This window comes from Amycolatopsis thailandensis, assembly GCF_002234405.1.
Classification (GTDB): Bacteria; Actinomycetota; Actinomycetes; order Mycobacteriales; family Pseudonocardiaceae; genus Amycolatopsis; species Amycolatopsis thailandensis.
Genome location: NZ_NMQT01000015.1, coordinates 69636 through 93420, shown reverse-complemented (window position 1 = coordinate 93420; position 23785 = coordinate 69636). Strand labels below are relative to the sequence as shown.

The window sequence follows — 23785 nt, the reverse complement described above, 5'->3', positions numbered from 1 at the left end:
GAGTCGACAAGAACTTCGCAAGACCTAGTACGAGGTGAGGGATGGACGCTTTCAACCCGACCACGAAGACCCAGCAGGCGATCTCGTCGGCGGCGCAGGCGGCCACGATGGCGGGCAACCCGCACGTGGCGGCCGCGCATCTGCTCGGCGCCCTGCTGGCGCAGGGTGAGGGGCTCACCGCACCGCTGCTGACCGCGGTCGGGGCCGATCCGGAGCAGGTGCACAAGGAGCTGGAGCCGCTGATCGCGGCGCTGCCGTCGGCGACCGGGGCCACCGTGTCGAGCCCGCAGTTCGACACGAACGCGGTCAAGGCGCTGACGCACGCGCAGAAGCTCGCGACCGAACTCGGCGACGAGTACGTCTCGACGGAGCACCTCCTCGTCGGCCTCGCCACCGAGGGCGGCCCGGTCGCCGACCTGCTCAAACGGCACGGCGCCACCCCGGACGCGCTGCGCGAGGCGTTCGCCAAGGTGCGCGGCTCGGCGCGGATCACCAGCGCGGATCCGGAAAGCACGTTCAAGGCGCTGGAGAAGTACGGCGTCGACCTGACAGCGCGAGCCCGCGCCGGCGAGCTGGACCCGGTGATCGGCCGCGACACCGAGATCCGCCGCGTGGTGCAGGTGCTCTCGCGCCGCACCAAGAACAACCCGGTGCTCATCGGCGAGCCCGGCGTCGGCAAGACGGCCATCGTCGAAGGGCTCGCCCAGCGCATCATCGCCGGTGACGTGCCGGAATCGCTGCGCGGCAAGCGCGTGGTGGCGCTGGACCTCGGCTCGATGGTCGCGGGCGCCAAGTTCCGCGGCGAGTTCGAAGAGCGGCTGAAGGCCGTGCTCAAGGAGATCACCGACTCCGCGGGCGAGGTCGTCACCTTCATCGACGAGCTGCACACCATCGTCGGCGCGGGCGCGACCGGCGAGGGCGCGATGGACGCGGGCAACATGATCAAGCCGATGCTCGCCCGCGGCGAGCTGCGGATGGTCGGCGCGACCACGCTCGACGAGTACCGCCAGCACATCGAGAAGGACGCCGCGCTGGAGCGGCGCTTCCAGCAGGTGCTGGTCGGCGAACCGTCCACAGAGGACACCATCGGCATCCTGCGCGGGCTCAAGGAGCGGTACGAGGTGCACCATGGCGTGCGCATCACCGACGCCGCGCTGGTCGCCGCCGCGACGCTGTCCGACCGCTACATCACCGCCCGGTTCCTGCCGGACAAGGCGATCGACCTGGTCGACGAGGCCGCGTCGAAGCTCCGCATGGAGATCGACTCCCGGCCGGTCGAGATCGACGAGGTCGAACGCGCCGTGCGGCGTATGGAGATCGAAGAGATGGCGCTGTCCAAAGAGGACGACGCCGCCTCGAAGGAGCGGCTCGCCGCGCTTCGGTCGGAGCTGGCCGAGAAGCGGGAGACGCTGACGGCGCTGACGGCGCGCTGGCAGAACGAGAAGGGCTCGATCGAGCGCGTCCGCGAACTCAAGGAGCAGCTGGAGCAGCTGCGCGGCGAGTCCGAGCGCGCCGAACGCGACGGCGACCTCGGCAAGGCCGCCGAACTCCGCTACGGCCGGATTCCCGCGCTGGAGAAGGAGTTCGAAGCCGCGACGGCCGCCAGTGAGGTCAGCCAGCAGAACGTCATGCTCAAGGAAGAGGTCAGCGCGGACGACGTCGCCGACGTGGTCAGCGCGTGGACCGGCATCCCGGCGGGACGGCTGCTGGAGGGAGAGACGGGGAAGCTGCTCCGGATGGAGGAGGAGCTCGGCAGGCGCGTCATCGGGCAGAAGGAGGCCGTGCAGGTCGTCTCGGACGCGGTGCGCCGCACCCGGGCCGGCGTCGCGGACCCCGACCGGCCGACCGGTTCGTTCCTGTTCCTCGGCCCGACCGGCGTCGGCAAGACCGAGCTGGCGAAGGCCCTCGCCGAGTTCCTGTTCGACGACGAGCGCGCGATGCTGCGGATCGACATGAGCGAGTACGCCGAGAAGCACTCGGTGGCGCGCCTGGTCGGGGCGCCTCCGGGCTACGTCGGCTACGACCAGGGCGGGCAGCTGACCGAGTCGGTGCGCAGGCGGCCGTATTCGGTGGTGCTGCTCGACGAGGTCGAGAAGGCGCACCCGGACGTGTTCGACGTGCTCCTCCAGGTGCTCGACGACGGACGGCTCACCGACGGCCAGGGCCGGACGGTGGACTTCCGCAACACCATCCTGGTGCTGACCTCGAACCTCGGTTCGCAGGCCATCGCCGACCCGGCGCTCGACGAGCGTCAGCGCAACGACGCGGTGATGTCGGTGGTGCAGCGGCAGTTCAAACCGGAGTTCCTGAACCGGCTGGACGACATCGTGGTCTTCCACGCGCTCGGCACCGACGAACTGACGTCCATTGTGGACATCCAGATCGAGCGGCTCGCCGCCCGGCTGTCGCGGCGCCGCCTGACGCTGGAGGTCACCGCCGGGGCCCGCGAGTGGCTCGCGCTGAACGGCTTCGACCCGATCTACGGCGCGCGGCCGCTGCGGCGGCTCGTGCAGTCGGCGATCGGCGACAAGCTGGCGAAACAGCTGCTGGCCGGTGAGATCCGGGACGGTGACACGGTGCGGGTCGACATCCCGTCCCAGGAGGCTTCGGAGGTCCTCACGGTCACTCGGGTGGAGTGAGGTCGCGGTGGGCCATCGGTCCGGTCCTCGTGAGTGGCAAGGACGGTTAGAACCGTCTCTGCCACTCACGAGGAATCGCCAGGAGCGCCCAGCCTCGGACCTTGATCAACGGATGATCCGGGACACTCAACGTCCCCGATCCTCCGTTGATCAAGGTCGTATCGGTCAGGACCGATGGCAGACGAGGTCGACCACACTCCACTATCCAGCACCAGTCGAGCGTGGAAGATCCGGGACACTCAACGTCCCAAATCCTCCACACTCGCCAGCCACATCAGTGGGTAGGCAAATACGAGTCCGTCGGAACCGTCCTTGCCACTCACGACCAAACGCCCGACCTGACCCCCACCACGTGTCGTCCGTCTGGTCACGCGGGTCCGCAATTGCAGCGTCGCGGCAAACACCCTGAAGCCCTTGGCGACACAGCGATTTGTCGACCTTTCACCGCGTCTTTCGTGGTCTTTCCCGGGCCCGGCACCGAAAGGGGTGCGCGACACGGCGCCCGGCGATCACATCCGGTGAGGGCAGGGGGATACCCTGACCGTCGTGGGTATTCCGGCGTGGATCTGGTTCGTCATCGCCGCCGTCGCCTTGGTGGCGGGGCTGGCGCTGCTCGCGGCCGACCGGGCGAAGGAGGGCTCGCGCAATCGCGAGCGCATGCGCTGGGCCGAGTTGCGCGGCTGGCAGTTCGTCGAAGAGGACGAACGGCTGCCGAAGCAGTGGTCCAAGGGCGCGATCGGGTACTTCGGCGCCCAGATGGCGGTCAACGTCGTGGCCGGGTCCACCTTCACCTCCGACGGGCGGCGTCCCGTCTTCATCTTCGACATCGAGTCCGAGGGGCAGATCCCGGCGGTCGTCGTCGCCGTGCGCTGCAACCGCGTGCACGAGACGCCGCTGGAGATGTGGCTGTCCAGCGTGCCGTTCCAGCGCCAGGACATGCCCGAGATGCTCGGCCCGATCGGCCAGCGCTACGCCTTCGCGGACGATTCCGAGGGTGCCCGCAAGGTGATCACGCAGGAACTCGTCGACGCGGCCGACTCACTCGGCGGCGACGTCGGCGTGGCGTGGCTGGAAAACGAGTGGGTGCTCGCGAGCGTCGCCCCGAACGCCGGGCCGTCGCGGCTGGAGCGGCTGCTGCGCGACCTCGGCGAGATCGCCGACATCGTGGACCCGTTCGACGAGGAGTACGACAACGCCTCGACCCCGGGCCGTCACTGGCAGGCCGATGCTCCTGAGGACGTCGAGCCCCAGAGCTAGGACCGCTTGATCTCCAGCGGGAGCGCGCCGGCGGTGAAGCCGGTGTGCGACGGCTGACCGAGCAGCGTCAGGTCGAGCGTCCCGGACTGCGTCACCCGTCCAGCCTGCGCGGGATCTGCGGTGGGCAGGACCCCGCGAAGTGACGTCGTCGTGCTGCCGCGAGCGGACGCGACCTCACCGATGCCGAGATCGCCGCTGATCCTGTTCGAACCGGACCCGGTGAGTCCGGCGCCGTTCTGCGCCAGGTCCGCGTCCTGCCCGGTGGTCACCAACCCGGTTCCCGGCCCGATCGTGCCGCCGAAAGCGTGCTCTTGGCCGTAGCCGAGGCCCGAGCCGGCGTCCATCGGCAGGACACCCTTGAACCGGCCGATCCCGTGCTGCGCCGACGTCGCCCCGATGGCGGCGAAATCGCCGACGTCGACCCCGTGCCCGGAAGACCGGCCCGCTTCCAGCGCGCCGCCGAGGACGCCGGAGAACCCGCCGTCGAGCCGCAGGCCCCGGCCGAGTTCCCCGCCGGTGTGCTGCTGGGTCTCGTTGATCACGCCGACCCCGGGCAGCGGGCGGACGGCGTGATAGGTCCCCTCGGCCGCGCGAAGCCCGCGGCTGTCCTCGGAGACGAGAGTGGGGGCGCCGGTGCGCGGGTCGAGCGCCGCCTCGGTCAGCCGTGCGCCGGTCCTCTCGAGCTGGGTCTCGTTCCCGGACACGACACTGCCGTAGCGGTCGAGCTTCACCGTCTCCCGCTGGCCCTGCACGGCGGCTTCGGAGGTCTTCGCCGCGGCGAGCGCGCCGACCTTGTCCGGGCGGGCCGTGACGCCGTCGCGGGTTTCGACGGTCTCGCTCACCGAGCGACGGACGTCCGCGACGACCTTCGCGTCGCCGAGGTCCTTGCTGTAGACGTTCCGTTCAGTGCTGGTCAGGAAGCCGCGAAAGACGGACGTGTCCCCTTCGCTGCTGAAGCCGACACCGCGTTCGAGGGTGCCTTCGCGCTGGTGGTCGAGAGGGAGCGGGATCGCCGGGTCCGTCTGGGTGGCGAGCGCGGTTCCCGGACCGGCGAGCAGCAACGCCAGCGGCGCCGCGCCGGCCGCGACTTTGGGCAGGTAGCTCGGCTTGCGCCTGCTGTGCTTCCCCATGGGGCGGGACGATACTTCCCGACTTTCGCCATTGCACGTCAAACCCCCACGGTGGGTGACCCTCACACCGGCGCGTCCGGGCCCTTTCCGGAACCCGACCGAGGAGTAGGTTCCCGATATGACTCAAACCGCCCTGATCACCGGCGCCACCGCCGGCATCGGCGCGCAGTTCGCGCGCAGGCTGGCCGGCGAGGCGTACGACCTCGTGCTTGTCGCCCGCGACGTCGACAGGCTGGAGGGCTTCGCCGCGGAACTGGTCGAGGCGCACGGCGTCGACGTCGTCGTCCTGCCCGCCGATCTGTCCGAAGTGGACGGACGTGAGCTGGTCGAGAACCGCCTGGCCGAAGCGCCGGTGGACCTCCTGGTGAACAACGCGGGCTTCGGCCTCAACGGCGATTTCTGGACCATCCCGCCGGACGCGCTCCAGCGTCAGCTCGACGTCAACGTCACCGCGGTCCTGCGGCTGACCCGCGCCGCGCTGCCGGGGATGATCGAACGCGGCCATGGCGCGATCATCAACGTCAGTTCGGTCGCCGGTTTCTTCAGCGGCCGCGGCTCGACGTACACGGCCAGCAAGAACTGGGTCACCTCGTTCACCGAGGGCATCGCCGCCTCGCTGCCGAAGAACATCCGCATGATGGCGCTCTGCCCCGGGTTCACCACCACGGAGTTCCACGAGCGGGCGGGACTGGACAGGCCCGGCCCGAAGGCGTTCTGGCTCGGCGTGGACCAGGTCGTCGACGAGGCGCTCGCGGATCTGCGGCGCGGCAAGGTGATCTCGGTGCCGAGCCTGCAGTACAAGGCGATCGTCGCGGTCGGTGGCCTGCTGCCGCGCGCGGTGCTGCGCAAACTCGGTGGCGGGTTCGGCGGCAAGGGCCGCACCTGATCGACGTCGCGCTCGCGTGTTCCGTCTCCGATCACGCGAGATCCGCCCTCGATCACGCGAGATCCGCCTCTGATCACGCGAGATCCGTCTCCAAACACGCGAGATCCGTCTCCGATCACGCGGGCACGCCCGCCGGCACCGAGCTAATCGTCGTCCGTGGTTTCGATCGACCGCACCCCGTCGGCCGCGGCCAGCACGGTGACGGCGTTGGCGTGATCGGGTCCGGTGAGATCGAGCGTCACCGTCACCTCGCCGTCCCGGTCGCCGGCGATCCGCAGGGACGTGACCGACCACCGGCGCTTCGTGCACAGCTCCAGCAGGTCGCGCAGCACTCCCTTCCCGTCCGCGTAACTCACGCGAAGCCTGGTCGTGCCCGTGCCACCCGGCAAGTGCTTGGTCAGCCAAGTGAAACCGAGCACCACCACGAAGTGCATGGCTGTCACCACCATCGCCAGCAAGAACAGTCCGGCGCCCGCAGCCATGCCGATGGCCGCGGTCTCCCAGACGGCGGCGGCCGTGGTGAGTCCCCGGATCGCGCCCTGCCTGGTGATGATCAGTCCGGCGCCGAGGAAGCCGACACCGGAGACGATCTGCGCGGCGATCCGGGACGGGTCGAGGACCACCTGCCCGGTCGCGAGGATGTCGCCGAAACCGTATTTACTGACCAAAAGGATCAGCGCGGACGCCGTACCCACGATGGTCTGGGTTCGCAATCCGGCGCTTTTGCCCCTTATCTGCCGTTCCAGCCCGATCGCCGCCGACAGCGCGAACGCCATCGTCAGTTCACCGACCTGGAGCCAGCCCTGTCCGTCGGAAACCATCACCCCACAGTGCCATCCCGCCGGCGACGATTCGGGGCCGCACCGGGCGGGTACCCGCGGATCATGAGGTCACCACGTCTTGTCGCGGCCGGGGTGCTGACGCTGGTCTTGGCCGGTTGTTCCACCGAGCCCGGACCGGCGGCACCAGGGCAGAGCGCGGGCCGCGCCCAGCCGGTCAAGGCGATCCAAGCGGCGGCCGGTGCCGTGCCCGGCGGGCGGGTCTTCGATGTGGAGCCCGGGCCCGACGGGTGGGAGATCAAGGTCGCGTCGCAGGGGCAGGAACACAAGGTCCGGGTGAGCCGGGACGGTGGTCAGGTCCTCGGCGATCAGCAGACCGCCAAGCCGAGCGACGACATGGCGAAGGTCGAGCAAGCGAGTGTCGACGCGGTCAAGGCGCTTCAGGCCGCGCAGCAGAGTCAGCCCGGTGAGCTCGACGAGATGGAGATCGACCGCGCGACCGACGGCGCCCTCGTCTGGGAGGTCGGGCTCCGCGACGGCAAGGGGATCGAGCACGACGTCGACGTGGACGCCAAGACCGGCACGGTGCGGTAGGGCCCGCCCTACCCAGGAGACGCACGCTCGCCCCAGGGTGCTTTCGACCTGGGATTCCTAGGGTTTTCCCCATGAACAGTGGGTGGAACGGCGACGCGGTCCGGCTCGACGGCGTCCGCAAGGAATACGGCAAGGGCGTCGTCGCCCTGGACGGGGTGTCGCTGGCCTTTCCGCGTGGCGGCTTCACCGCGGTGATGGGCCCTTCGGGCTCGGGCAAGAGCACCTTCCTGCACTGCGCGGCCGGGCTGGACCGGCCGACATCGGGGTCCGTCATGCTGGACGGGCAGGAGCTGGCCGGGATGAGCGAGACGAAGCTGACGAAGCTGCGCCGCGACCGGGTCGGCTTCATCTTCCAGGCCTTCAACCTGCTCCCGGCGCTGACCGTCGAGCAGAACGTCACGCTCCCGCAGCAGCTCGCCGGCGCCAAGCCGGATCGCCGCCTCGTCGAGGAGATGCTGAACCGCGTCGGGCTTTCCGGCCGCCGCAAGCACCTTCCCGGCGAGCTTTCCGGCGGGCAGGCGCAGCGCGTCGCGATCGCCCGGGCGCTCGTCACCCGGCCCGCCGTGGTCTTCGCCGACGAGCCGACCGGAGCGCTCGACACCCGCACCGCCGCCGAGGTCCTCGGGCTGCTGCGCGATTCCGTCCGCAGCACCGGCCAGACGGTGATCATGGTGACCCACGACCCGATGGCCGCCTCCTACGCCGACCGCGTCATCTTCCTCGCCGACGGCCGGATCGCGGACGAACTGCACGCGCCGACGGCGGACGTCGTCGCCGAGCGCATGACCCACCTGGGTGCCTGGGGCAGCCCTTCGCGGGTGGGTGCGTGATGCTGCGACTCGCCTTCCGGACCCTGCGCCTGCGCAAGGGCGGGTTCATCGGAACCTTCATCGCCGTCTTCTTCGGCGCGCTGATCGTCGCCTCCTGCGGTGGCCTGATGGAGACCGGAATCCGCGGCAACGCGGAACCGCAGCGCCTCGCCGCCGCCCCGATCGTCGTCACCGGCGGTCAGACCTTCGAAATGCCCAAGGAAGACCCGGCCTCCCTCGACGCCGACGACAAACGCAAGTTCGAGGACGCGCGGCTTCCCGAGCGCGTCCGGCTCGACGACGGGCTCGTCTCCCGTCTTCGCACCGTCCCCGGCGTTTCGGACGTCGTCAGCGAAGTGAGCTTTCCGCTCACGACAGGCGATCAGCCCGCCTTGGGGCACGCCTGGGATTCCGCCGCGCTGACCCCGTACGCACTGGTCACGGGCACCGCCCCCGCCGCGGGCGAGGTCGTCGTCGAGTCAGCGTCGGGCTTGAAGCCCGGTGACCGGGTCGACGTCGCCGCGCGCGGCAAGGTCGAATCGTTCCGGGTCGCCGGCGTGGCCGGTTCGCCGCGTTCGATCACGCGGGCCGCCGTGTTCTTCTCCGCCACCGACGCCGCCCGGCTCTCCGGGTATCCCGGCAAGGCCGACGCCATCGGTGTCTTCACCGTGCCGGGCGCCGACGTCGAAGCGGTGCAGGCGAAGGTCGCCGGGGTCGCGACCGGCGCGAACGTCCTGACCGGGATCGACCGCGGTGTCGCGGAGTTCCCCGAGGCCGATACGAGCGGGACCAACCTGATCGTCATCGCCGGAGTGGCGGGCGGGCTTTCGGTGATGGTCGCGATGTTCGTCGTCGCGAGCACGCTGAGCCTGTCCACCCAGCAGCGTTCCCGTGAACTCGCCCTGATGCGGGCGATCGGCACGACCCCGCGTCAGCTCCGGCGCATGGTGCTCGGCGAGGCGCTGGTCGTCGGCCTGCTCGCGACCGCGCTCGCCGCCGTACTGGGCCCGTTCCTCGGCGAATGGCTCTTCGGACAGCTCGTCGAAAACGGCGTCGCCCCAGCGGTTCTGCGGTTCTACCAGGGTTGGCTGCCCGCCGTCGTCGGCGCGGGCGCCGCGATGCTCGCGGTGTTCATCGCCGCCTTCGTGGCCGGCCGCCGCGCCGGGAAGATCCGGCCGACCGAGGCGCTCGCCGAGGCCGCGGTCACCCGCCGCTGGCTGACCCCGACGCGGTTCGTGGTCGCGGCCCTCTGCTTCGGCGGTGGCACCGCGCTGGCCATCGTGACCGTCGCGGTGATGACCGGTCCGATCGCGGCCAGCACCGCCGGACCCGCGGTGATCCTCTGGGCGATCGGCGTCGCGATGATCACCCCCGGCGTCGCCAAGGTGACGACCGCGATCCTCCAGTGGCCGATGCGCCTGCTCGGCGGCATCGACGCCCGGCTCGCCGTGCTCAACACCCGGGCCGGGATCGTCCGGGCGGCGGGCGCGGTCACCCCGATCATGCTCGCCGTCGGGATCGCGACCGCCAACATCTACCTCCAGACCACCCAGCAGGAGCTGGCCAACCAGGCCTTCACCGAGGACGTCCGCGCCGACGCGGTGATCGGATCCGCGGCGGGCGGGCTGTCCCCGGACCTCGTCCAGCGGATCCAGGCCGTCCCCGGTGTCGCCGGAGCGTCCGAATACGTCACCAGCAGCGTGTTCCTCGAAGCGCCGTACGACTCCTCCGACGACGGACGCCCGGCGATCGGCCTCACCGCGTCCGGCGCGAACGCGACGATCGACACCAAGGTGACCCAGGGCGACCTGAAGGCGCTGACCGGCAGGACCGTCGCGCTCCCCGACGTCTACGCGAAGGACTTCGACCGCGGCGTCGGCGACACGGTGAGCCTGAGGCTCGGTGACGGCACCCCGGTCGACGTCGAGGTCGTCGCGGTGACCAGCCAGCGCCGCGGCTTCGAGAGCCTGCTGTTCCCGGCCGATCTGCTCGCCCCGCACACCACTGCCGGACTTGCTCCGCAGCTGCTGGTCCGGGCCGCCCCGGACGTCGATCCGGCGGCGCTCACCGAACGGCTTCGCGAGGCGACGGCCGGGTTGCCGGTGTTCGTCGGCGACCGGGGCGCGCTCATCGCGGCGCACGACAAGGACCAGGCCGTCGGCGCGTGGGTCAACTACCTGCTGGTCGGGATGATCATCGCCTACACGGTGATCTCGGTCGCCAACACGCTGGTGATGGCGACCGTGCGACGGCGCCGCGAGTTCGGCCTCCAGCGGCTCACCGGCTCCACCAGGGCGCAGGTGCTGCGGATGGCCGGTTTCGAAGGCGGACTCGTCGCGCTGACCGGGATCGTGCTCGGCACCGTCGTCGCGGCGGGCTCCATCATCCCGTTCTGCCTGGTGGCGGCCGATTCCCTGCTGCCGATGGGCTCCCCGCTGATCTACCTGTCCATCATCGGGCTCGCCGCGGCGCTCGCGCTGGTGGCGACCCTGGTCCCGGCCTGGTTGGCGACCCGGGGCCCGGCCGTGGACGCGGCGACGTCCGGCAGTGACTGAGCACCCCGGGTCCGGCTCCGTGGGAAACACCCCGGCGGTGCGCCACAGGCCGTGTGTAAGACTCTCGGCCGTGGCGTACCCCGGGTTGGATCAAGCGGCGAAACTCGAACTGGCGAGACTGGTCGGCGAACTCGCCGTCGTGCACGGCAAGGTGACCTTGTCTTCCGGCAAGGAAGCCGACTACTACATCGATCTCCGGCGGGCGACGCTGCATCACGCGGCCGCCCCGCTGATCGGGAAGCTGCTCCGCCAGCTCACCCACGACTGGGACTACGTCGCCGCCGGCGGCCTGACCCTCGGCGCGGACCCGGTGGCGCTGGCCATGCTGCACTCCGCGGCGACCGACGGTGTCGTGCTCGACGCGTTCGTGGTCCGCAAGGGCGCCAAGGCGCACGGCATGCAGCGCCGGATCGAAGGCGTCGAGGTGCTCGGGCAGCGCGTGCTGGCCGTCGAGGACACCTCGACCACCGGCGGCAGCGTGCTCACCGCCGTCGAGGCGCTGCGCGAGGCGGGCGCGAACGTGGTCGGCGTCGCGACCGTCGTCGACAGGGACACCGGAGCGCGCGAGGCCATCGAGAAGGAAGGCCTCGAATACCGTTACATCCTGAACAAGGACGACCTCGGTCTGTCCTGATCACCTGGTGGTGAACCCGCGTCCGCGATCGACGTCGGCAGGGCGGGTTCACGCGTTCGGCCCCATTTCGGGCACATCTTTCAGCTCCGCTCTCTGTCCTGATTACCTCAGCCCAAAGGGGGCATCCTCCGTGTGCGAACGGAGGATGCCCCTTTTTTTCGTGAGCGTTTCTCAAGGTGAGAGGGGTAACGTCGCTGGTAGGGGTGTGAAAGGGGGCTTGAGGTGGCGGGTTTCCTGGCGAACGTGACAGTCGCGGTGCACATTTTCGCGCTGATGTTCATCGGATTCGGTGGTTTTCTCGCGTGGCGGTGGCCGAAGGTGATCTTCGTGCATGTGTTCTTCGCCGCATGGGGTGTTCTCGTCAACGTCTTCCCGTGGCCGTGCCCGCTGACGGCCGCCGAGAACTTCTTCCGGCACCAGCAGGGCCTCGGCGATCTGCCCGGCGGCTTCAACGCCTACTACCTCTACGACACCGTGTTCCCGCGCTCGTCGCTGCCGCTCGTCGCCGTGATCGCGATGGCGACGGTGATCATCTCCTACGTCGGCACGTACCAGCGCTGGCGTCACCGCCACCAGGACGGGGACGCACCGGCGCACCGCGTCAGCATGGGCTGAGTGACAATCACCCGGTGACTCAGTCGGAAGAGGCCGGCCCCACCGAATGGGTGGCGCGGGAAGAGGTCGGCGTCGGCCCGTGGGAAGGCGAGTGGCCCGCGGACGAGCGCTACGACCCGGAACTCCTGGCCAATGGCGACCGCCGCAACGTCGTCGACCCGTATCGCTACTGGCGGCGCGAGGCCATCGTGTCCGATGTGGACTCGCGGCGGCATCCGTTCCACGTGGCGATCGAGAACTTCCAGCACGATCACAACATCGGCACCGTGGTCCGGACGGCGAACGCGTTCGCCGCGGCCGCCGTGCACATCGTCGGACGGCGGCGCTGGAACCGGCGCGGCGCCATGGTGACCGACCGCTACCAGCACCTTCTCCACCACGAGGACGTCAACGGGCTGCTGACCTTCGCCGCCGCGGAAGGCCTCGCCGTCGTCGCCGTCGACAACACTCCCGGCTCGCAGCCCGTCGAGACAGCGGAGCTGCCGCGCGAGTGTGTCCTGCTGTTCGGTCAGGAGGGGCCTGGGTTGTCGGCCGAGGCGCAGAAGACCGCGTCGCTGGTCGTTTCGATCGCGCAGTTCGGCACGACCCGTTCGATCAACGCCGGTGTCGCCGCCGGGATCGTCATGCACGCCTGGGTCCGGCAGCACGCCGACCTCGCCAAGGCCTGGTAACCCCCTCGCGTTTCGTCCTCTGAATGCGGTAGTTGCACACGCAAGTACCGCATTCAGAGGACGAAACGCGGCCTACGCCGGCACGACCTCGACCGGGATCCCGTTCAGGACGGCGTTCCCCGACGGGACGTCGAGCAGGGTCTCGTCGGCGACCAGGTTCGAGTTGACCCCGGCGTGCGCCGTGGCGACCTTCGTGCGCGTGCCGTCGAGGTCGTGCCCCCAGCCGTGCGGCATGCTCACCACGCCGGGCCGGACGTCGGCCGTGACCTCCACCGGAGCCTCCAGCTTCCCGGCCCGCGACGTCACCGCCGCGAGCCCGCCGTCGGTCAGCCCGAGGCGGGAGGCGTCGTCCGGATGCACCTGGACGGTGCACCGGTTCCCGCCGCGCACCAGCGGCGTCAGGTTGTGCATCCACGAGTTGTTCGAGCTCAGGTGCCGCCGTCCGATCAGCAGCAGGCGGGCGTCGGGCGCCTTGTCCAGCTCCGCGCGCAGCCGGGGGACGTCCTTCGTGATCGCGTCCGGCGCCAGCTCGACCTTCCCGCTCGCGGTGGTGAGCACCTCCGGCAGCCGCGGCTTCAGCGCGCCGAGGTCGATACCGTGCGGGGCGGCTTCGAGGTCGGCCAGTTTCAGGCCGTACGGTCCGCCGCGCAGCATCAGGTCGATCATCCGCGCCGGCCCCGTGCGTCCTTCGGTGAGCGACAGGTCGACGCCGGTGCGCCGCGCCGTCTCGCCCGCGACCATCGTGTCGAAGGCGGCGACGTCGACGTCCGGACCCTGGCCCGCCGCGATCCCGGCCATCCGCAGCAGGGTGACCCACTCCTGAGGCAGGTCCGTTTCGAGCGGCTGCGGTGTCCAGTTCGCGACGTTCCGGACGGCGAGCGCGTACAACGCGACGTCGTAGTGCGGCCGCTCCAGCGGTGACGGTCCGGGCAGGATGACGTCGGCGTGCCGGGTGGTCTCGTTGAGGTACACGTCGAGCGAGACCATGAAGTCCAGCTGCCGCAACGCTTCCGTGAGTCGAGCGGAGTTGGGCGTGCTCAGCGCCGGATTGCCGCTGATGGTCACCAGTGCCCGGACCTGACCCTCGCCGGGCGTCTCGATCTCGTCCGCGAGCGTGGCCACCGGCAGCTCGCCGAGCACCTCGGGATACCCGCGCACCCGGCTCGTCCAGCGGCCGCTGGTGAACGGCGAAGACCGCCGCGGCCGCCAGAGGGCGGGCAACGGGAACATCACGCCGCCTTCGCGGTCGAGGTTGCCGGTGAGCGCGTTGACGACGTCGACCAGCCAGCTCGCGATGGTCCCGTAGGACTGGGTCGTCGTCCCCATCCGGCCGTAGACCGCCGCGCGCTCGGCGTCCGCGAGGTCGAGGGCGATGCGGCGGATCTCGGCGGCTTCGATCCCGGTCGCGGGCGCGACAGCCTCGGGCGTGAACGGCTCCGCGAGCGCGCGGACTTCGTCGACGCCGTTGACATGCTCACCGGGCGTGACCCGATTCTCCGCGAACAGCACGTTGACCAGCGCGAACAGGAACAGAGCGTCGGTGCCGGGCCGGATCGCGTGGTGTTCGTCGGCGAGCTGCGCGGTGCGGGTGCGGCGCGGATCGAGGACGACGATCTTGCCGCCGCGCTTCTGGATCCCGCGCAGCCTGCCGCGGGTGTCGGCGGCGGTCATCAGGCTTCCGTTGGACACCAGCGGGTTCGCGCCCAGGATGAGCAGGTGCTCAGTGCGGTCGAGGTCGGCGACGGGGATGGTCTGCGGGTCGCCGAAGAGATAGCCGGAGGAGAAGTGCTTCGGCATCTGGTCGACCGTGGTCGCGGTGTAGAAGTTCTTGGTGCCCAAGGCTTTGAAGAACACACGGCCGTAGAGCACGAGCGCCGCGTTGTGCACCGTCGGATTGCCGGAGTAGACGGCGACGGAGTTCTTGCCGTGCTCGTCGATGATCGGCCGGAGGCGCCGCTCGATCTCGGCGAAGGCCTCGTCCCAGGTGACCTCGACGAACTCGCCGTCCCGTTTGACCAGCGGCGCGGTGAGCCTGTCCGGATCGTGGTGCAGCGCGCCGAGCGACGCGCCCTTCGGGCAGATGTACCCCTGCGAGAAGACGTCCTCGCGGTCGCCCTGGACTCGGGTGACCAGGCTCTTCTCGTCGATCGTCACCTCCAGGCCGCAGGTGGCTTCGCAGAGCGGGCAGGTCACGTGCGCCGTGGTCATGAAGCACCTCGCGAGGTCGGGGACCGTCTCAACATACTGAGCGGTATGTCAGCGGGCAAGGGATGATGACGCGATGACCGCACTCGCCGACCGGGCCGGGGCCGCCGAACGCGCGGTCCGGGACAGGCATCTGCGCCGGGTGTGGGGGCTGCCCGGGACCGTGCTCGGCCGCAGCGGCTGGCCGCCTTCGGTGAGCCAGCGCGTCCACTGGCACTGGAACTACTGGTGGCAGGCGCACCTGCTGGACACCCTCGTCGACGCGCAGTTGCGGGATCCTTCGCCGGAACGGCTGAAGCTGATCGACCGGTTCGTGGCGTCACTGCGGCTGCGCAACTTCGGCAAGTGGATCAACGACTACTACGACGACATCGCCTGGCTCGGCCTCGCGCTGCAACGCGTGGGGCACCTCGGGCTGGACGTCCGCGGCGGGCTGGAGGCGATCAGCTCACGGCTGCGCGAAGGCTGGACCGACGACACGGGCGGCGGGATCTGGTGGCGCGTCGGCGACGACTTCAAGAACGCGCCCGCGAACGGCCCGGCGGCGATCTTCCACGCTCGCGAAGGCGCCGAGGAGCACGCTGCGGGCTTGACCGGCTGGATGACCGAGCGGCTCGTCGACCCGGAGAGCGGACTCGTCTGGGACGGCCTGCGCGTCGGCTCCGGTGAGCTGGTCAAGCACATCTTCACGTACTGCCAAGGGGTTTACCTCGGCGCCTGCCTCGAATTGTCCGAAATGGACAGAGTGGAGCACACGATCCACGCGGTCGCGGAGCATGTCGCGCCGAACGGCGTGATCCGGGGACAGGGCGACGGCGACGGCGGCCTGTTCGCCGGGATCCTGGCGCGCTACCTGGCGCTCGCGGCGCCCGCGCTGCCCAGCGGGGTGGCGCGCGACCTGGTCCTGCATTCGGCCGAAGCGTGCTGGAGCGGTGCCACCGAGACGCCGCACGGGCCGCTGTTCAGCGCCGACTGGGCGACTCCGGCGCCTTCGCTGCCTCTCGCCCCGGACGCCCCTGAACGCGACCTGTCCGTGCAGGTGAGCGCGTGGATGCTCCTCGAAGCCGCCGCCACCCTGGAGCACCGGATGTCATGAAAGGGTCGTTCAAGACGAAAAACGTCCTGAACGACCCTTTCATGACATCCACGCATCCAGAGGACCGAATGCGGGTCACCAGACGTCGCCGGAGCGCCAATCAGCGGTGATCTCTCCGTCCAGGTCCAGCGTGACCGCCACCGGCAGCACGTGGATCGACCCGTCGTCCTCCTTCGTCGCCTGCACGCCCGAAAGCGTCATGGCCGACGAAGTACCGCGCCACAGCAGCCAGCCGCGCGAAGCGTAGAACTCCAGGGCGTCCTCGGACGCCGAGAGCGCCCCGAGGTCGTACGCCTTCCGCAGGACCCGCTCCAGCGCGTCCATCATCGCGGCGCCATGCCCGCGCCGCCGGTGATCCGACCGGACGGCGACCGCCTCGACATAACCCGTCCGGAGGGCCCGCCCGTCGTGCACGAGCCGTCGCTGGACCAGTGACGCGTGCCCGATCAGCTCGCCGCTCTCCCACACCAGCGTGTGCATGCCGCCGAGGGCGTTCTCCCAGTCGTGGTCACTGAAATCGCCCTCGAAAGCGTCGTCCAGCAGAGCGCGTGCCGCGGCGAGCACGCCTGCTTCGAGGTCGGCGGTGTGCACGGTCCACAGGTCGGTCATTCCGCCATCTTCACCCGGCGGCGGCGTTCTGACCAGCGGGTTGTGACTCAGCAGCCGCACGACTGACGGTGTATGAAGCGCGGTGCGAGCCGTACGGATTCGGGTCGTCGCTCAGGGTCGGTGATCCGGGCCAGCAGGAGTTCGACGGCCTTGCGCCCGATCTCCTCGATCGGCTGCGCCATCGTGGTCACCGCCGGGGTCACCTGGCCCGCCCACTCCATGTCGCCGTAGCCGACGATCGCGAGGTCGCGCCCGATCCGGATGCCGAGCCGGTGCGCCTCGTACTGGACGCCGATCATCATCGCCTCGCTCGCCACCACGAGCGCCGTCGGCGACGGCCAGCTGTCGAGCAGTTTCGCGGTCGCGGCGGCCGCCCCGCCCGGGGTCGACTGACCGCACGCGACCAGCTGCGACGTCCAACGGATCCCCGAGCGGCCGAGGCCGAGCCGGTAGCCCAGCGCCCGTTCCTCGTGGGTGGCCATGTCCTCTTCGCCCGAGATGAAGCCGATCTTGCGGTGCCGCAGCCCGGCGAGGTGCCGCACGAGCGCGCACACGGCCTGGATGTTTTCGGAGCCGACCTGGTCGACGTCGTTGCGCCCCGCCATCCGGTCGACGAGCACGGTCGGCACACCCATCCGGACCAGCCCGTTGATCACCGCTTCGTCGCCGGCCGCCGGGACGAGCAGGACACCGTCGACGCGGTCGGCCCGCAGCGCGCGGATGACCGCGGCTTCCTCGGAGACGCTGTCGCCGGTGTCGGCGAGGGTGATTTCGCAGCCGTGACGACGCGCGGCGCGGCGGATGGCGCGGACGAGTTCCCCCGAGTAGGGGTTCGCGTGCATCGCCATGGCCACCCCGAACCGGTGGGTGACAGGGGTGTCATCCCACAGGGGTAACGCCGGGGACAATGCGGTCATCGCTCCATGCCTTCATCCGAGCCTGAATGACGGTAACGGCTGACGGAGCGTCGCCCGGCGGCGAGACCGGAAAGTCTCCCAACAATCATCAATGTGAGTGAACGAGAGCGCATCCGCAGGACGCGCGGTGGCGGAGCGTAGGCGGAATCCGCATCGTCTGGGCCTTGCGGGCGGGATCTTTGATCCGGGCCAGCAGCAGACGCACCGCCTGTGTGCCGATCTCCTCGATCGGCTGCGCCATCGTGGTCAGCGGCGGATCGACGAGATCGGCCCACTCGACGTCGTCGTAGACCACCACCGGGAGGTCGATCCCGGCGCGCAGACCGCGTTTCCGCAACTCGTGCAGGACGCCGACCATCATGGTGTCGTTGGCGACCACCAGCGCCGTCGGCGGCGACGGCAGCGCGAGCAGTGTGCTGAGCGCGAGAGCCCCGCCTGCCTGCGAAGACTGCCCGCACGCGACCAGGTCCTCCGACCAGGTCAGCCCCGAGCGGCCGAGGCCGAGCCGGTAGCCGAGGATCCGCTCCTCGCTGGTGCTCAGCCCGGCGGTGCCGCTGATCATGCCGATCCGCTGATGCCCGAGCGACGCGAGATGCGCCGTCAGCGCGGACGTCGACTGGATGTTCTCCGCGCCCACCTGGTCGACGTCGGTACGCGTGGACAGCCTGTCGATGAGCACGGTCGGGACGTCGAGCGAGACGAGCTCCCCGATCACCGAACCGTCGCCAGGCGACGGCGTGATCAGCAGGCCGTCGACCCGGCGGGAACGCAGTGTCCGGACGGTCTCACGCTCCGTGTCGACGGTGTTGTGCGTGTCCGCCAGCAAGACCGTGTACCCGGCCAACGCGGCTTCGCGCTCGATCGCCTGGATCAGCACGGCGAAGTACGGGTTCGCGATCAGGGAGATCGCGACGCCGATCGACCGCGTCCCGCCGGTGACCAGCGAGCGGGCGATGGCGTCGCCGGTGTAGCCGGTCTGCTCGATCGCGCGGAGGACCGCCAGTTTGGTCTCCTCGGCCACCGCCCTCGTCCCGTTGACCACGTGGGACACGGTGGTGATCGAGACTCCCGCCAGCTCGGCGATGTCGCGTTGGGTGGGGCGGGACGAGCGAGACGGCGGCATCAACGTTCCTCGGTGAATGTCAGCTGGCAAGCGTTTGCGCAAACGCTTGCGAGTGAGCATAACCCTGTCTACCTTCCGGTCCATCACGGACAGCCTGGAATGGGAGGGCATCCCCATGAGACAGCGACGTCTCGCCGCGCTCGCCATGGCCGCCGCGTTAGCGGTGACCTCGGCCGGGTGCACCGTCGAACGCCACTGGGGTGGCGGATCGAAGGCAGGCGGTGGTGGCAAGGCCAAGGTCGGCCTGGTCACCAAGACCGACACCAACCCCTACTTCGTCGAACTGAGAGCGGCCGCCAAGGCCGCCGCCGAGGCGAACGGCGCGGAGTTCAGCGCGCTCGCCGGCCAGTTCGACGGTGACAACGACGGCCAGGTCCGGGCCATCGAGAACCTCATGCAGCAGGGTGCGAACACCATCCTGATCACGCCGAGTTCCTCGACCGGCGTCCTCGACGCCATCGACCGCGCCCGCAAGGCAGGCGTGCTGGTCATCGCGCTCGACACGGCGACCGAACCGGACACCGCCGTCGACGCCACCTTCGCCACGGACAATTTCGAGGCCGGACGTCAGCAGGGGGCGTACGTCAAAGCCGCCCTCGCGGGCAAGCCGCCGAAGCTGTTCATGGTGGACGGCACCGCCGGATCCACAGTGGACACACAGCGGCACACCGGGTTCCTCAAGGGCATCGGGCTGACCGACGCGTCGCCGGAGATCAAGGGCAAGACGCCCGCGAACGGCGACCAGAGCCTGGCTCAGCAGGGCGTGGAGAACCTGTTGCAGCGCACCACCGACATCAACGCCGTCTACACGATGAACGAGCCGATGGGCCGCGGCACCTACGCCGCGCTCCAGGCCCGCGGGCTGGTGAACCAGCTGGTGATGGGTTCGATCGACGGCGGCTGCGAAGGCGTCAAGAACGTGCGCGACGGCCAGTACGCCGCCACGGTCATGCAGTTCCCGAAGAAGATGGCCGAGCAGGGCGTCCTCGCCGCCATCGAGTACGCCAAGACCGGGAAGAAACCGAGCGGGTTCGTGAACACCGGATCAGCGGTGATCACGGACAAGCCGATCCCGGGCGTGGAAAGCCAGGACACCAAGTGGGGCCTCGAGAACTGCTGGGGGACGAAATGAGCACGGCGACCCTCAAAGGCAACGAGCGGCCGACGATCGGTGAGTTCTTCCTCCGCGCGCCCGCCGTCGGGCCCGCGCTGGCCCTGCTCGTCGCGATCGTGGTGTTCTCACTGTCGACGGACACCTTCCTAGACCTCGACAACCTTTCCCTTGTGGTGCAACAGTCCCTGGTGGTCGGCACGCTCGCGCTCGGGCAGACGCTGATCATCCTGACCGCGGGCATCGACCTGGCCAACGCGGCCGCGATGGTCCTCGCCACGCTGATCATGGCGAAGCTCGTGGTCGGCGGCGTCTCCGGGATCTGGGCGCTGCTGCTGGGAATCGTGGCGACGGTGGTGATCGGCATGGTCACCGGTTCCCTGGTCACCCGGATCAAACTGCCGCCGTTCATCGTCACGCTCGGCCTGCTCACGGTGCTCACCGCGGCCGCGAAACTGTTCGCGAGCGGCCAGGCCGTCCCGGTCGCCGACTCGCTGCTGAAGTGGCTCGGCACCCGGCGGTACCTGTTCGGCGGCATCCCGATCACCTACGGCATGACGCTCGCTTTGCTGATGTATCTGGGACTTTGGTACGCGCTCACGCGGACGCCGTGGGGCAAGCACGTCTACGCGGTCGGCAACGCGCCGGAATCCGCGCGGCTGTCCGGGATCAAGGTCAACCGCACGATTCTTTCGGTGTACATCGTCGCGGGCGTGATCGTCGGGATCGCCGCCTGGCAGGCGCTCGGCCGGGTGCCGAACGCCGACCCGAACGCGTTCCAGCTCGGCAACCTCGACTCCATCACCGCGGTGGTGCTCGGCGGCGCGAGCCTGTTCGGGGGCCGGGGTTCCGTACTCGGCACGATGATGGGCGCGCTGGTCGTCGCGGTCCTGCGGTCCGGTCTGACCCAGCTCGGCGTCGACGCGCTCTACCAGGACGTCGCCACCGGCGCCCTGCTCATCGGCGCGGTCTGCGTCGACCGGTTCGCGAGGAGGCAGCAGTCATGACGACACCCACGTTGTCCGCTCAGGGACTGGTCAAACGCTACGGCCGGGTCACCGCCATCGACGGCGCCGACTTCGAGCTGTTCCCCGGTGAAGTGCTCGCCGTCGTCGGCGACAACGGCGCCGGGAAATCGAGCCTCATCAAAGCCCTTTCGGGAGCGGTGATCCCGGACGCCGGTGAGATCAAAGTGGACGGTCAGGCCGTGCACTTCAAGTCCCCTTTGGACGCTCGCCACTACGGGATCGAGACGGTGTACCAGGATCTCGCCGTCGCGCCCGCGCTCGACATCGCGTCGAACATGTTCCTTGGCCGGGAAATGCGGCGAAAGGACCTCTTCGGACAGCTGTTCAGGAAACTGGACACCGCGACCATGAGGGCCGACGCGCAGCGGATCCTGGACGAACTCGGCATCAACATCAAGTCCATCACGCAGCCGGTGGAAACACTGTCCGGCGGGCAGCGCCAGGGTGTCGCGGTCGCGCGGGCGGCCGCTTTCGGCACCAAGGCGGTGATCATGGACGAGCCCACCGCCGCGCTCGGCGTCGCCGAATCCGGCAAGGTCCTGGACCTGATCAACCGGATCCGCGAACGCGGCTTGCCGGTGGTGCTGATCAGCCACAACATGCCGCACGTGTTCGACATCGCCGACCGTATCCACGTGCACCGCCTCGGAAAGCGAGTCGCGGTCGTCTCGCCGAAGACGCACACTATGAACCAGGTCGTCGGCCTGCTCACGGGTGCGCTGAAGATCGGTGAGAACGGCGAAGTCGAAGAAGTCGCCTCGGCTGTCCACACTGGACTGTAGTGAAAGTACTGCTGGCGGGCCTGTGCACCGTCGACCAGGTTCAGCGCGTCGCCGAGATACCGGCGCCGGGCGAGAAGGTGCGTTCGCTGTCGATGGACGTCGCCGCCGGGGGGCCGGCGACGAACGCGGCGGTGACCGTGGCCGCGCTCGGCGCCGGGGCGACGTTGCTGACGGTCGCCGGCGCGCATCCGCTGGCGGCACTCGCCCGCGCCGACCTCGAAGCGCACGGCGTCGACCTGGTCGACCTCGATCCCGGACGGCCCGATCCGCCCGCGATCAGCGCCATCACCGTCCGTGACTCCGACGGCGAGCGCACCGTCGTCTCGCGCAACGCCCACGCTTCCTCGCGTTTCGTCCTCTCGATGCGGTCCTTGCACGCGCAACTACCGCATTCAGAGGACGAAATGCCCGGATGCGTACTCCTGGACGGGCACCATCCGGAGGTCGCCCTGGCCGTCGCGCGCTGGGCGCGGGAGCGCGAGGTACCGGTGGTGCTCGACGCCGGGAGCTGGAAGCCGGTCTTCCCCGAACTCTTGCCGCTCGTCGACATCGCGGCGTGCTCCTCGCTGTACCGCGGGGACGACCCGCGCGAGCACGGTGTGCCGGTGGTCATCACGACCGCGGGCCCCGATCCGGTGCGCTGGTCGACGGCGGACAAATCCGGTGTAGTCCCCGTTCCCGTCACCCGGGCGCGTGACACGCTGGGCGCGGGCGACGTCTGGCACGGAGCTTTCGCGTACGCGGTCGCCAGGGACACGGGGGACGTCCCGGGCTGGATCGCGTTCGCCAACGAGGTGGCCGCCGAACGGGTGCGGCATGAAGGACCGAGGTCGTGGACGGCCGCGGTCGCGAAGATGGGAGAAGGACAGTCATGACCGCCATGCCTCCGGTGTTCGAGGACCTGTTGAGCAGGGCCCAGGCGCTGGCGAAGCCGGGACAGCGCAGCGTGCTCGGGATCGTCGGCGCCCCCGCGTCCGGCAAGACCACGCTGGCCTGGGGCCTCGCGAAGGCGCTGGGCACGAGGGCGGCCGTGGTCGGGATGGACGGCTTCCATCTGGCGCAGGTGGAGTTGCAGCGCCTCGGCCGGGTGGAGCGCAAGGGCGCGCCGGACACCTTCGACGCGGCCGGGTACGTGCACCTGCTGCGGAGACTCGCCGAAGGCCGCGAGACCGTCTACGCGCCCGAGTTCCGCCGGGAGATCGAGGAGCCGATCGCCGGCGCCGTCGCGGTCACGCCGGACGTCCCGCTGGTGATCACCGAGGGTAACTACCTGCTCATGCAGGACGACCCGTGGAGCGGGGTGAAGCCGATCCTCGCCGAGTCGTGGTTCCTCGCGCCGGACGAGCCCGAGCGCATCGAGCGGCTCGTCTCACGGCACCGCCGCTACGGCCGTTCGCTGGTCGACGCGCGTCGCCGCGCCCTCGGTTCCGACCAGCGCAACGCCGATCTGATCGCGTCCACCAGCGGCCGGGCCGACCTGGTCCTCGAAAACCTTCCGCTGGTTAACTTCGCCATATGAGTGGGGTTCTCGTCGTCACGGGCGGCAGCAAGGGCATCGGCGCGGCGGTCTGCGAGCTGGCCGCCGCGCGCGGTTACGACGTCGTCGTCAACTACGCGGGTGACGCCGAAGCTGCCGAAAACGTCGCTTCGCGCGTCCGTGAGCACGGCGTCCAAGCGATCACCCAGCGCGGTGACGTCGCGTCCGAAGACGACGTGGTGGCCCTGTTCGACACCGCCGTCGCGCTCGGCCCGCTCGCCGGGGTGGTCGCGAACGCGGCCATCACCGGCAACACCCCGGGCCGCTTCGACGAATACGAGGTCGACGTCGTCCGCCGGGTGGTGGACGTCAACGTCACGGGCGTCTTCCTGTGCGTCCGCGAGGGCATCCGCCGGATGTCCACCCGGTACGGCGGCGAGGGCGGCGCGATCGTGACGTTGTCCTCCACCGCCGCGCGGACCGGCTCGCCCGGGGAATGGGTCCATTACGCGGGCACCAAGGCGGCCGTCGAGACGATGACCTACGGCGTGGCACAGGAAGTCGCCAAGGAATCCGTCCGGGTCAACGCGGTCGCGCCGGGGATGATCCACACCGGACTGCACGCGGCGGCCGGGATGCCCGATCGCATGGACCGGATCGCCCCGACCATCCCGATGGGACGGGCGGGCGAACCCGGTGAGGTCGCGGAAGCCGTGCTGTGGCTTCTTTCCCCCGCCGCGTCGTACACCACCGGGACGGTGCTGACCGTCGGCGGCGGGCGTTGACACCCAGGGCCACGAGGCGGTCACGAGGCGATATCGGGTCCGCGTGCGGTTCAGCCACTTTTTAACACCCTTTCCCGGCGGAT

The 23785-nt window shown here is 69.8% G+C and carries 22 protein-coding genes; 16 read left to right on the top strand and 6 right to left on the bottom strand.

From position 1 onward, the window contains the following. Positions 1-41: 41 nt before the first annotated feature. The gene (gene clpB, locus CFP71_RS04185) at positions 42-2639 is read left to right on the top strand and encodes an ATP-dependent chaperone ClpB (RefSeq protein ID WP_093932501.1); all 2598 of its coding nucleotides are present in this window, start codon (positions 42-44) and stop codon (positions 2637-2639) included. A gap of 546 nt (positions 2640-3185) precedes the next feature. After that, entirely contained in the window at positions 3186-3896 is a 711-nt protein-coding gene (locus CFP71_RS04180; protein ID WP_093932500.1) for a type III secretion system chaperone family protein, read from the top strand. Here the strand turns inward: CFP71_RS04180 and CFP71_RS04175 are convergent. After that, positions 3893-5026 carry a hypothetical protein gene (locus CFP71_RS04175; RefSeq protein WP_093932499.1) on the bottom strand — a complete coding sequence of 378 codons (1134 nt, stop codon included), beginning with the start codon at positions 5024-5026 and terminating at the stop codon, positions 3893-3895. The genes CFP71_RS04180 and CFP71_RS04175 overlap by 4 nt on opposite strands. Positions 5027-5144: 118 nt before the next feature. Here CFP71_RS04175 and CFP71_RS04170 point away from each other — a divergent pair, with 118 nt between their 5' ends. Next, entirely contained in the window at positions 5145-5912 is a 768-nt protein-coding gene (locus tag CFP71_RS04170; RefSeq protein ID WP_093932498.1) for an SDR family NAD(P)-dependent oxidoreductase, read from the top strand. A 143-nt stretch (positions 5913-6055) separates the two neighbouring features. Here the strand turns inward: CFP71_RS04170 and CFP71_RS04165 are convergent, their stop codons facing one another. Then, entirely contained in the window at positions 6056-6733 is a 678-nt protein-coding gene (locus CFP71_RS04165; protein ID WP_244199547.1) for an MgtC/SapB family protein, read from the bottom strand. A 63-nt stretch (positions 6734-6796) separates the two neighbouring features. On the opposite strand from CFP71_RS04165, the gene CFP71_RS04160 reads away from it, so the two are divergent. From CFP71_RS04160 to CFP71_RS04135, 6 genes are all read left to right on the top strand, one after another. Further along, positions 6797-7285 carry a PepSY domain-containing protein gene (locus CFP71_RS04160; RefSeq protein ID WP_093932496.1) on the top strand — a complete coding sequence of 163 codons (489 nt, stop codon included), beginning with the start codon at positions 6797-6799 and terminating at the stop codon, positions 7283-7285. Positions 7286-7356: 71 nt separating this feature from the next. Continuing rightward, positions 7357-8115, top strand: coding sequence for an ABC transporter ATP-binding protein (locus tag CFP71_RS04155; RefSeq protein ID WP_093932495.1), 759 nt, complete (start codon positions 7357-7359; stop codon positions 8113-8115). Next, positions 8115-10649: an FtsX-like permease family protein gene (locus CFP71_RS04150; protein WP_093932494.1), complete on the top strand. Its 2535-nt coding sequence runs from the start codon at positions 8115-8117 to the stop codon at positions 10647-10649. Before CFP71_RS04155 ends, CFP71_RS04150 begins: the two co-directional genes overlap by 1 nt. Positions 10650-10719: 70 nt before the next feature. After that, positions 10720-11283: an orotate phosphoribosyltransferase gene (gene pyrE / locus CFP71_RS04145; protein WP_093932493.1), complete on the top strand. Its 564-nt coding sequence runs from the start codon at positions 10720-10722 to the stop codon at positions 11281-11283. A 222-nt stretch (positions 11284-11505) separates the two neighbouring features. Continuing rightward, the gene (locus tag CFP71_RS04140; protein ID WP_093932492.1) at positions 11506-11898 is read left to right on the top strand and encodes a DUF2784 domain-containing protein; all 393 of its coding nucleotides are present in this window, start codon (positions 11506-11508) and stop codon (positions 11896-11898) included. 14 nt (positions 11899-11912) lie between these two features. Next, entirely contained in the window at positions 11913-12569 is a 657-nt protein-coding gene (locus CFP71_RS04135; RefSeq protein WP_093932491.1) for a TrmH family RNA methyltransferase, read from the top strand. Between the two features lie 72 nt (positions 12570-12641). Here CFP71_RS04135 and CFP71_RS04130 read toward each other — a convergent pair whose 3' ends face one another. Beyond that, a complete protein-coding gene (locus tag CFP71_RS04130; RefSeq protein ID WP_093932490.1) occupies positions 12642-14777 on the bottom strand; it encodes a molybdopterin-dependent oxidoreductase in 2136 nt (711 codons plus the stop codon). Positions 14778-14850: 73 nt separating this feature from the next. Between CFP71_RS04130 and CFP71_RS04125 the strand changes: the two genes are divergently transcribed. Next, entirely contained in the window at positions 14851-15870 is a 1020-nt protein-coding gene (locus CFP71_RS04125) for a glycoside hydrolase family 76 protein (protein ID WP_093932489.1), read from the top strand. A gap of 75 nt (positions 15871-15945) precedes the next feature. Here CFP71_RS04125 and CFP71_RS04120 read toward each other — a convergent pair whose 3' ends face one another. The 3 genes from CFP71_RS04120 to CFP71_RS04110 form a co-directional block, all read right to left on the bottom strand. Then, positions 15946-16479, bottom strand: a complete 534-nt coding sequence (locus CFP71_RS04120; protein ID WP_093932488.1) for a GNAT family N-acetyltransferase — start codon at positions 16477-16479, stop codon at positions 15946-15948. A gap of 47 nt (positions 16480-16526) precedes the next feature. Continuing rightward, complete coding sequence (locus CFP71_RS04115; protein WP_167405991.1) at positions 16527-17396, bottom strand: LacI family DNA-binding transcriptional regulator; 870 nt, start codon at positions 17394-17396, stop codon at positions 16527-16529. An 88-nt stretch (positions 17397-17484) separates the two neighbouring features. Further along, positions 17485-18519 carry a LacI family DNA-binding transcriptional regulator gene (locus CFP71_RS04110; RefSeq protein ID WP_093932486.1) on the bottom strand — a complete coding sequence of 345 codons (1035 nt, stop codon included), beginning with the start codon at positions 18517-18519 and terminating at the stop codon, positions 17485-17487. Between the two features lie 115 nt (positions 18520-18634). Between CFP71_RS04110 and CFP71_RS04105 the strand changes: the two genes are divergently transcribed. Genes CFP71_RS04105 through CFP71_RS04080 form a run of 6 tightly spaced genes read left to right on the top strand, consistent with a single transcriptional unit; the run spans position 18635 to position 23702 of the window. Beyond that, the gene (locus CFP71_RS04105; RefSeq protein ID WP_093932485.1) at positions 18635-19651 is read left to right on the top strand and encodes a substrate-binding domain-containing protein; all 1017 of its coding nucleotides are present in this window, start codon (positions 18635-18637) and stop codon (positions 19649-19651) included. Further along, entirely contained in the window at positions 19648-20637 is a 990-nt protein-coding gene (locus CFP71_RS04100) for an ABC transporter permease (RefSeq protein ID WP_093932484.1), read from the top strand. The genes CFP71_RS04105 and CFP71_RS04100 overlap by 4 nt, the downstream gene beginning before the upstream one ends. Beyond that, entirely contained in the window at positions 20634-21440 is an 807-nt protein-coding gene (locus CFP71_RS04095; RefSeq protein ID WP_093932483.1) for an ATP-binding cassette domain-containing protein, read from the top strand. Before CFP71_RS04100 ends, CFP71_RS04095 begins: the two co-directional genes overlap by 4 nt. Next, on the top strand, positions 21440-22315 hold the full coding sequence (locus CFP71_RS04090; RefSeq protein ID WP_093932482.1) for a PfkB family carbohydrate kinase: 876 nt from the start codon (positions 21440-21442) through the stop codon (positions 22313-22315). Before CFP71_RS04095 ends, CFP71_RS04090 begins: the two co-directional genes overlap by 1 nt. Continuing rightward, positions 22312-22959 (top strand): nucleoside/nucleotide kinase family protein, encoded by a 648-nt coding sequence (locus CFP71_RS04085; RefSeq protein ID WP_093932481.1) that lies wholly within the window; start codon positions 22312-22314, stop codon positions 22957-22959. Before CFP71_RS04090 ends, CFP71_RS04085 begins: the two co-directional genes overlap by 4 nt. Next, complete coding sequence (locus tag CFP71_RS04080) at positions 22956-23702, top strand: SDR family oxidoreductase (RefSeq protein ID WP_093932480.1); 747 nt, start codon at positions 22956-22958, stop codon at positions 23700-23702. Before CFP71_RS04085 ends, CFP71_RS04080 begins: the two co-directional genes overlap by 4 nt. Positions 23703-23785 lie beyond the last annotated feature (83 nt).

Excerpts from the sequence above, each read along its gene's own strand:
- clpB (WP_093932501.1), top strand. The coding sequence starts at position 42 with ATGGACGCTTTCAACCCGACCACGAAGACCCAGCAGGCGATCTCGTCG.
- CFP71_RS04175 (WP_093932499.1), bottom strand. The coding sequence starts at position 5,026 with ATGGGGAAGCACAGCAGGCGCAAGCCGAGCTACCTGCCCAAAGTCGCG.
- CFP71_RS04170 (WP_093932498.1), top strand. The coding sequence starts at position 5,145 with ATGACTCAAACCGCCCTGATCACCGGCGCCACCGCCGGCATCGGCGCG.
- CFP71_RS04165 (WP_244199547.1), bottom strand. The coding sequence starts at position 6,733 with ATGGTTTCCGACGGACAGGGCTGGCTCCAGGTCGGTGAACTGACGATG.
- CFP71_RS04160 (WP_093932496.1), top strand. The coding sequence starts at position 6,797 with ATGAGGTCACCACGTCTTGTCGCGGCCGGGGTGCTGACGCTGGTCTTG.
- CFP71_RS04155 (WP_093932495.1), top strand. The coding sequence starts at position 7,357 with ATGAACAGTGGGTGGAACGGCGACGCGGTCCGGCTCGACGGCGTCCGC.
- CFP71_RS04150 (WP_093932494.1), top strand. The coding sequence starts at position 8,115 with ATGCTGCGACTCGCCTTCCGGACCCTGCGCCTGCGCAAGGGCGGGTTC.
- CFP71_RS04130 (WP_093932490.1), bottom strand. The coding sequence starts at position 14,777 with ATGACCACGGCGCACGTGACCTGCCCGCTCTGCGAAGCCACCTGCGGC.
- CFP71_RS04125 (WP_093932489.1), top strand. The coding sequence starts at position 14,851 with ATGACCGCACTCGCCGACCGGGCCGGGGCCGCCGAACGCGCGGTCCGG.
- CFP71_RS04120 (WP_093932488.1), bottom strand. The coding sequence starts at position 16,479 with ATGACCGACCTGTGGACCGTGCACACCGCCGACCTCGAAGCAGGCGTG.
- CFP71_RS04115 (WP_167405991.1), bottom strand. The coding sequence starts at position 17,396 with ATGACCGCATTGTCCCCGGCGTTACCCCTGTGGGATGACACCCCTGTC.
- CFP71_RS04110 (WP_093932486.1), bottom strand. The coding sequence starts at position 18,519 with ATGCCGCCGTCTCGCTCGTCCCGCCCCACCCAACGCGACATCGCCGAG.
- CFP71_RS04105 (WP_093932485.1), top strand. The coding sequence starts at position 18,635 with ATGAGACAGCGACGTCTCGCCGCGCTCGCCATGGCCGCCGCGTTAGCG.
- CFP71_RS04100 (WP_093932484.1), top strand. The coding sequence starts at position 19,648 with ATGAGCACGGCGACCCTCAAAGGCAACGAGCGGCCGACGATCGGTGAG.
- CFP71_RS04095 (WP_093932483.1), top strand. The coding sequence starts at position 20,634 with ATGACGACACCCACGTTGTCCGCTCAGGGACTGGTCAAACGCTACGGC.
- CFP71_RS04085 (WP_093932481.1), top strand. The coding sequence starts at position 22,312 with ATGACCGCCATGCCTCCGGTGTTCGAGGACCTGTTGAGCAGGGCCCAG.
- CFP71_RS04080 (WP_093932480.1), top strand. The coding sequence starts at position 22,956 with ATGAGTGGGGTTCTCGTCGTCACGGGCGGCAGCAAGGGCATCGGCGCG.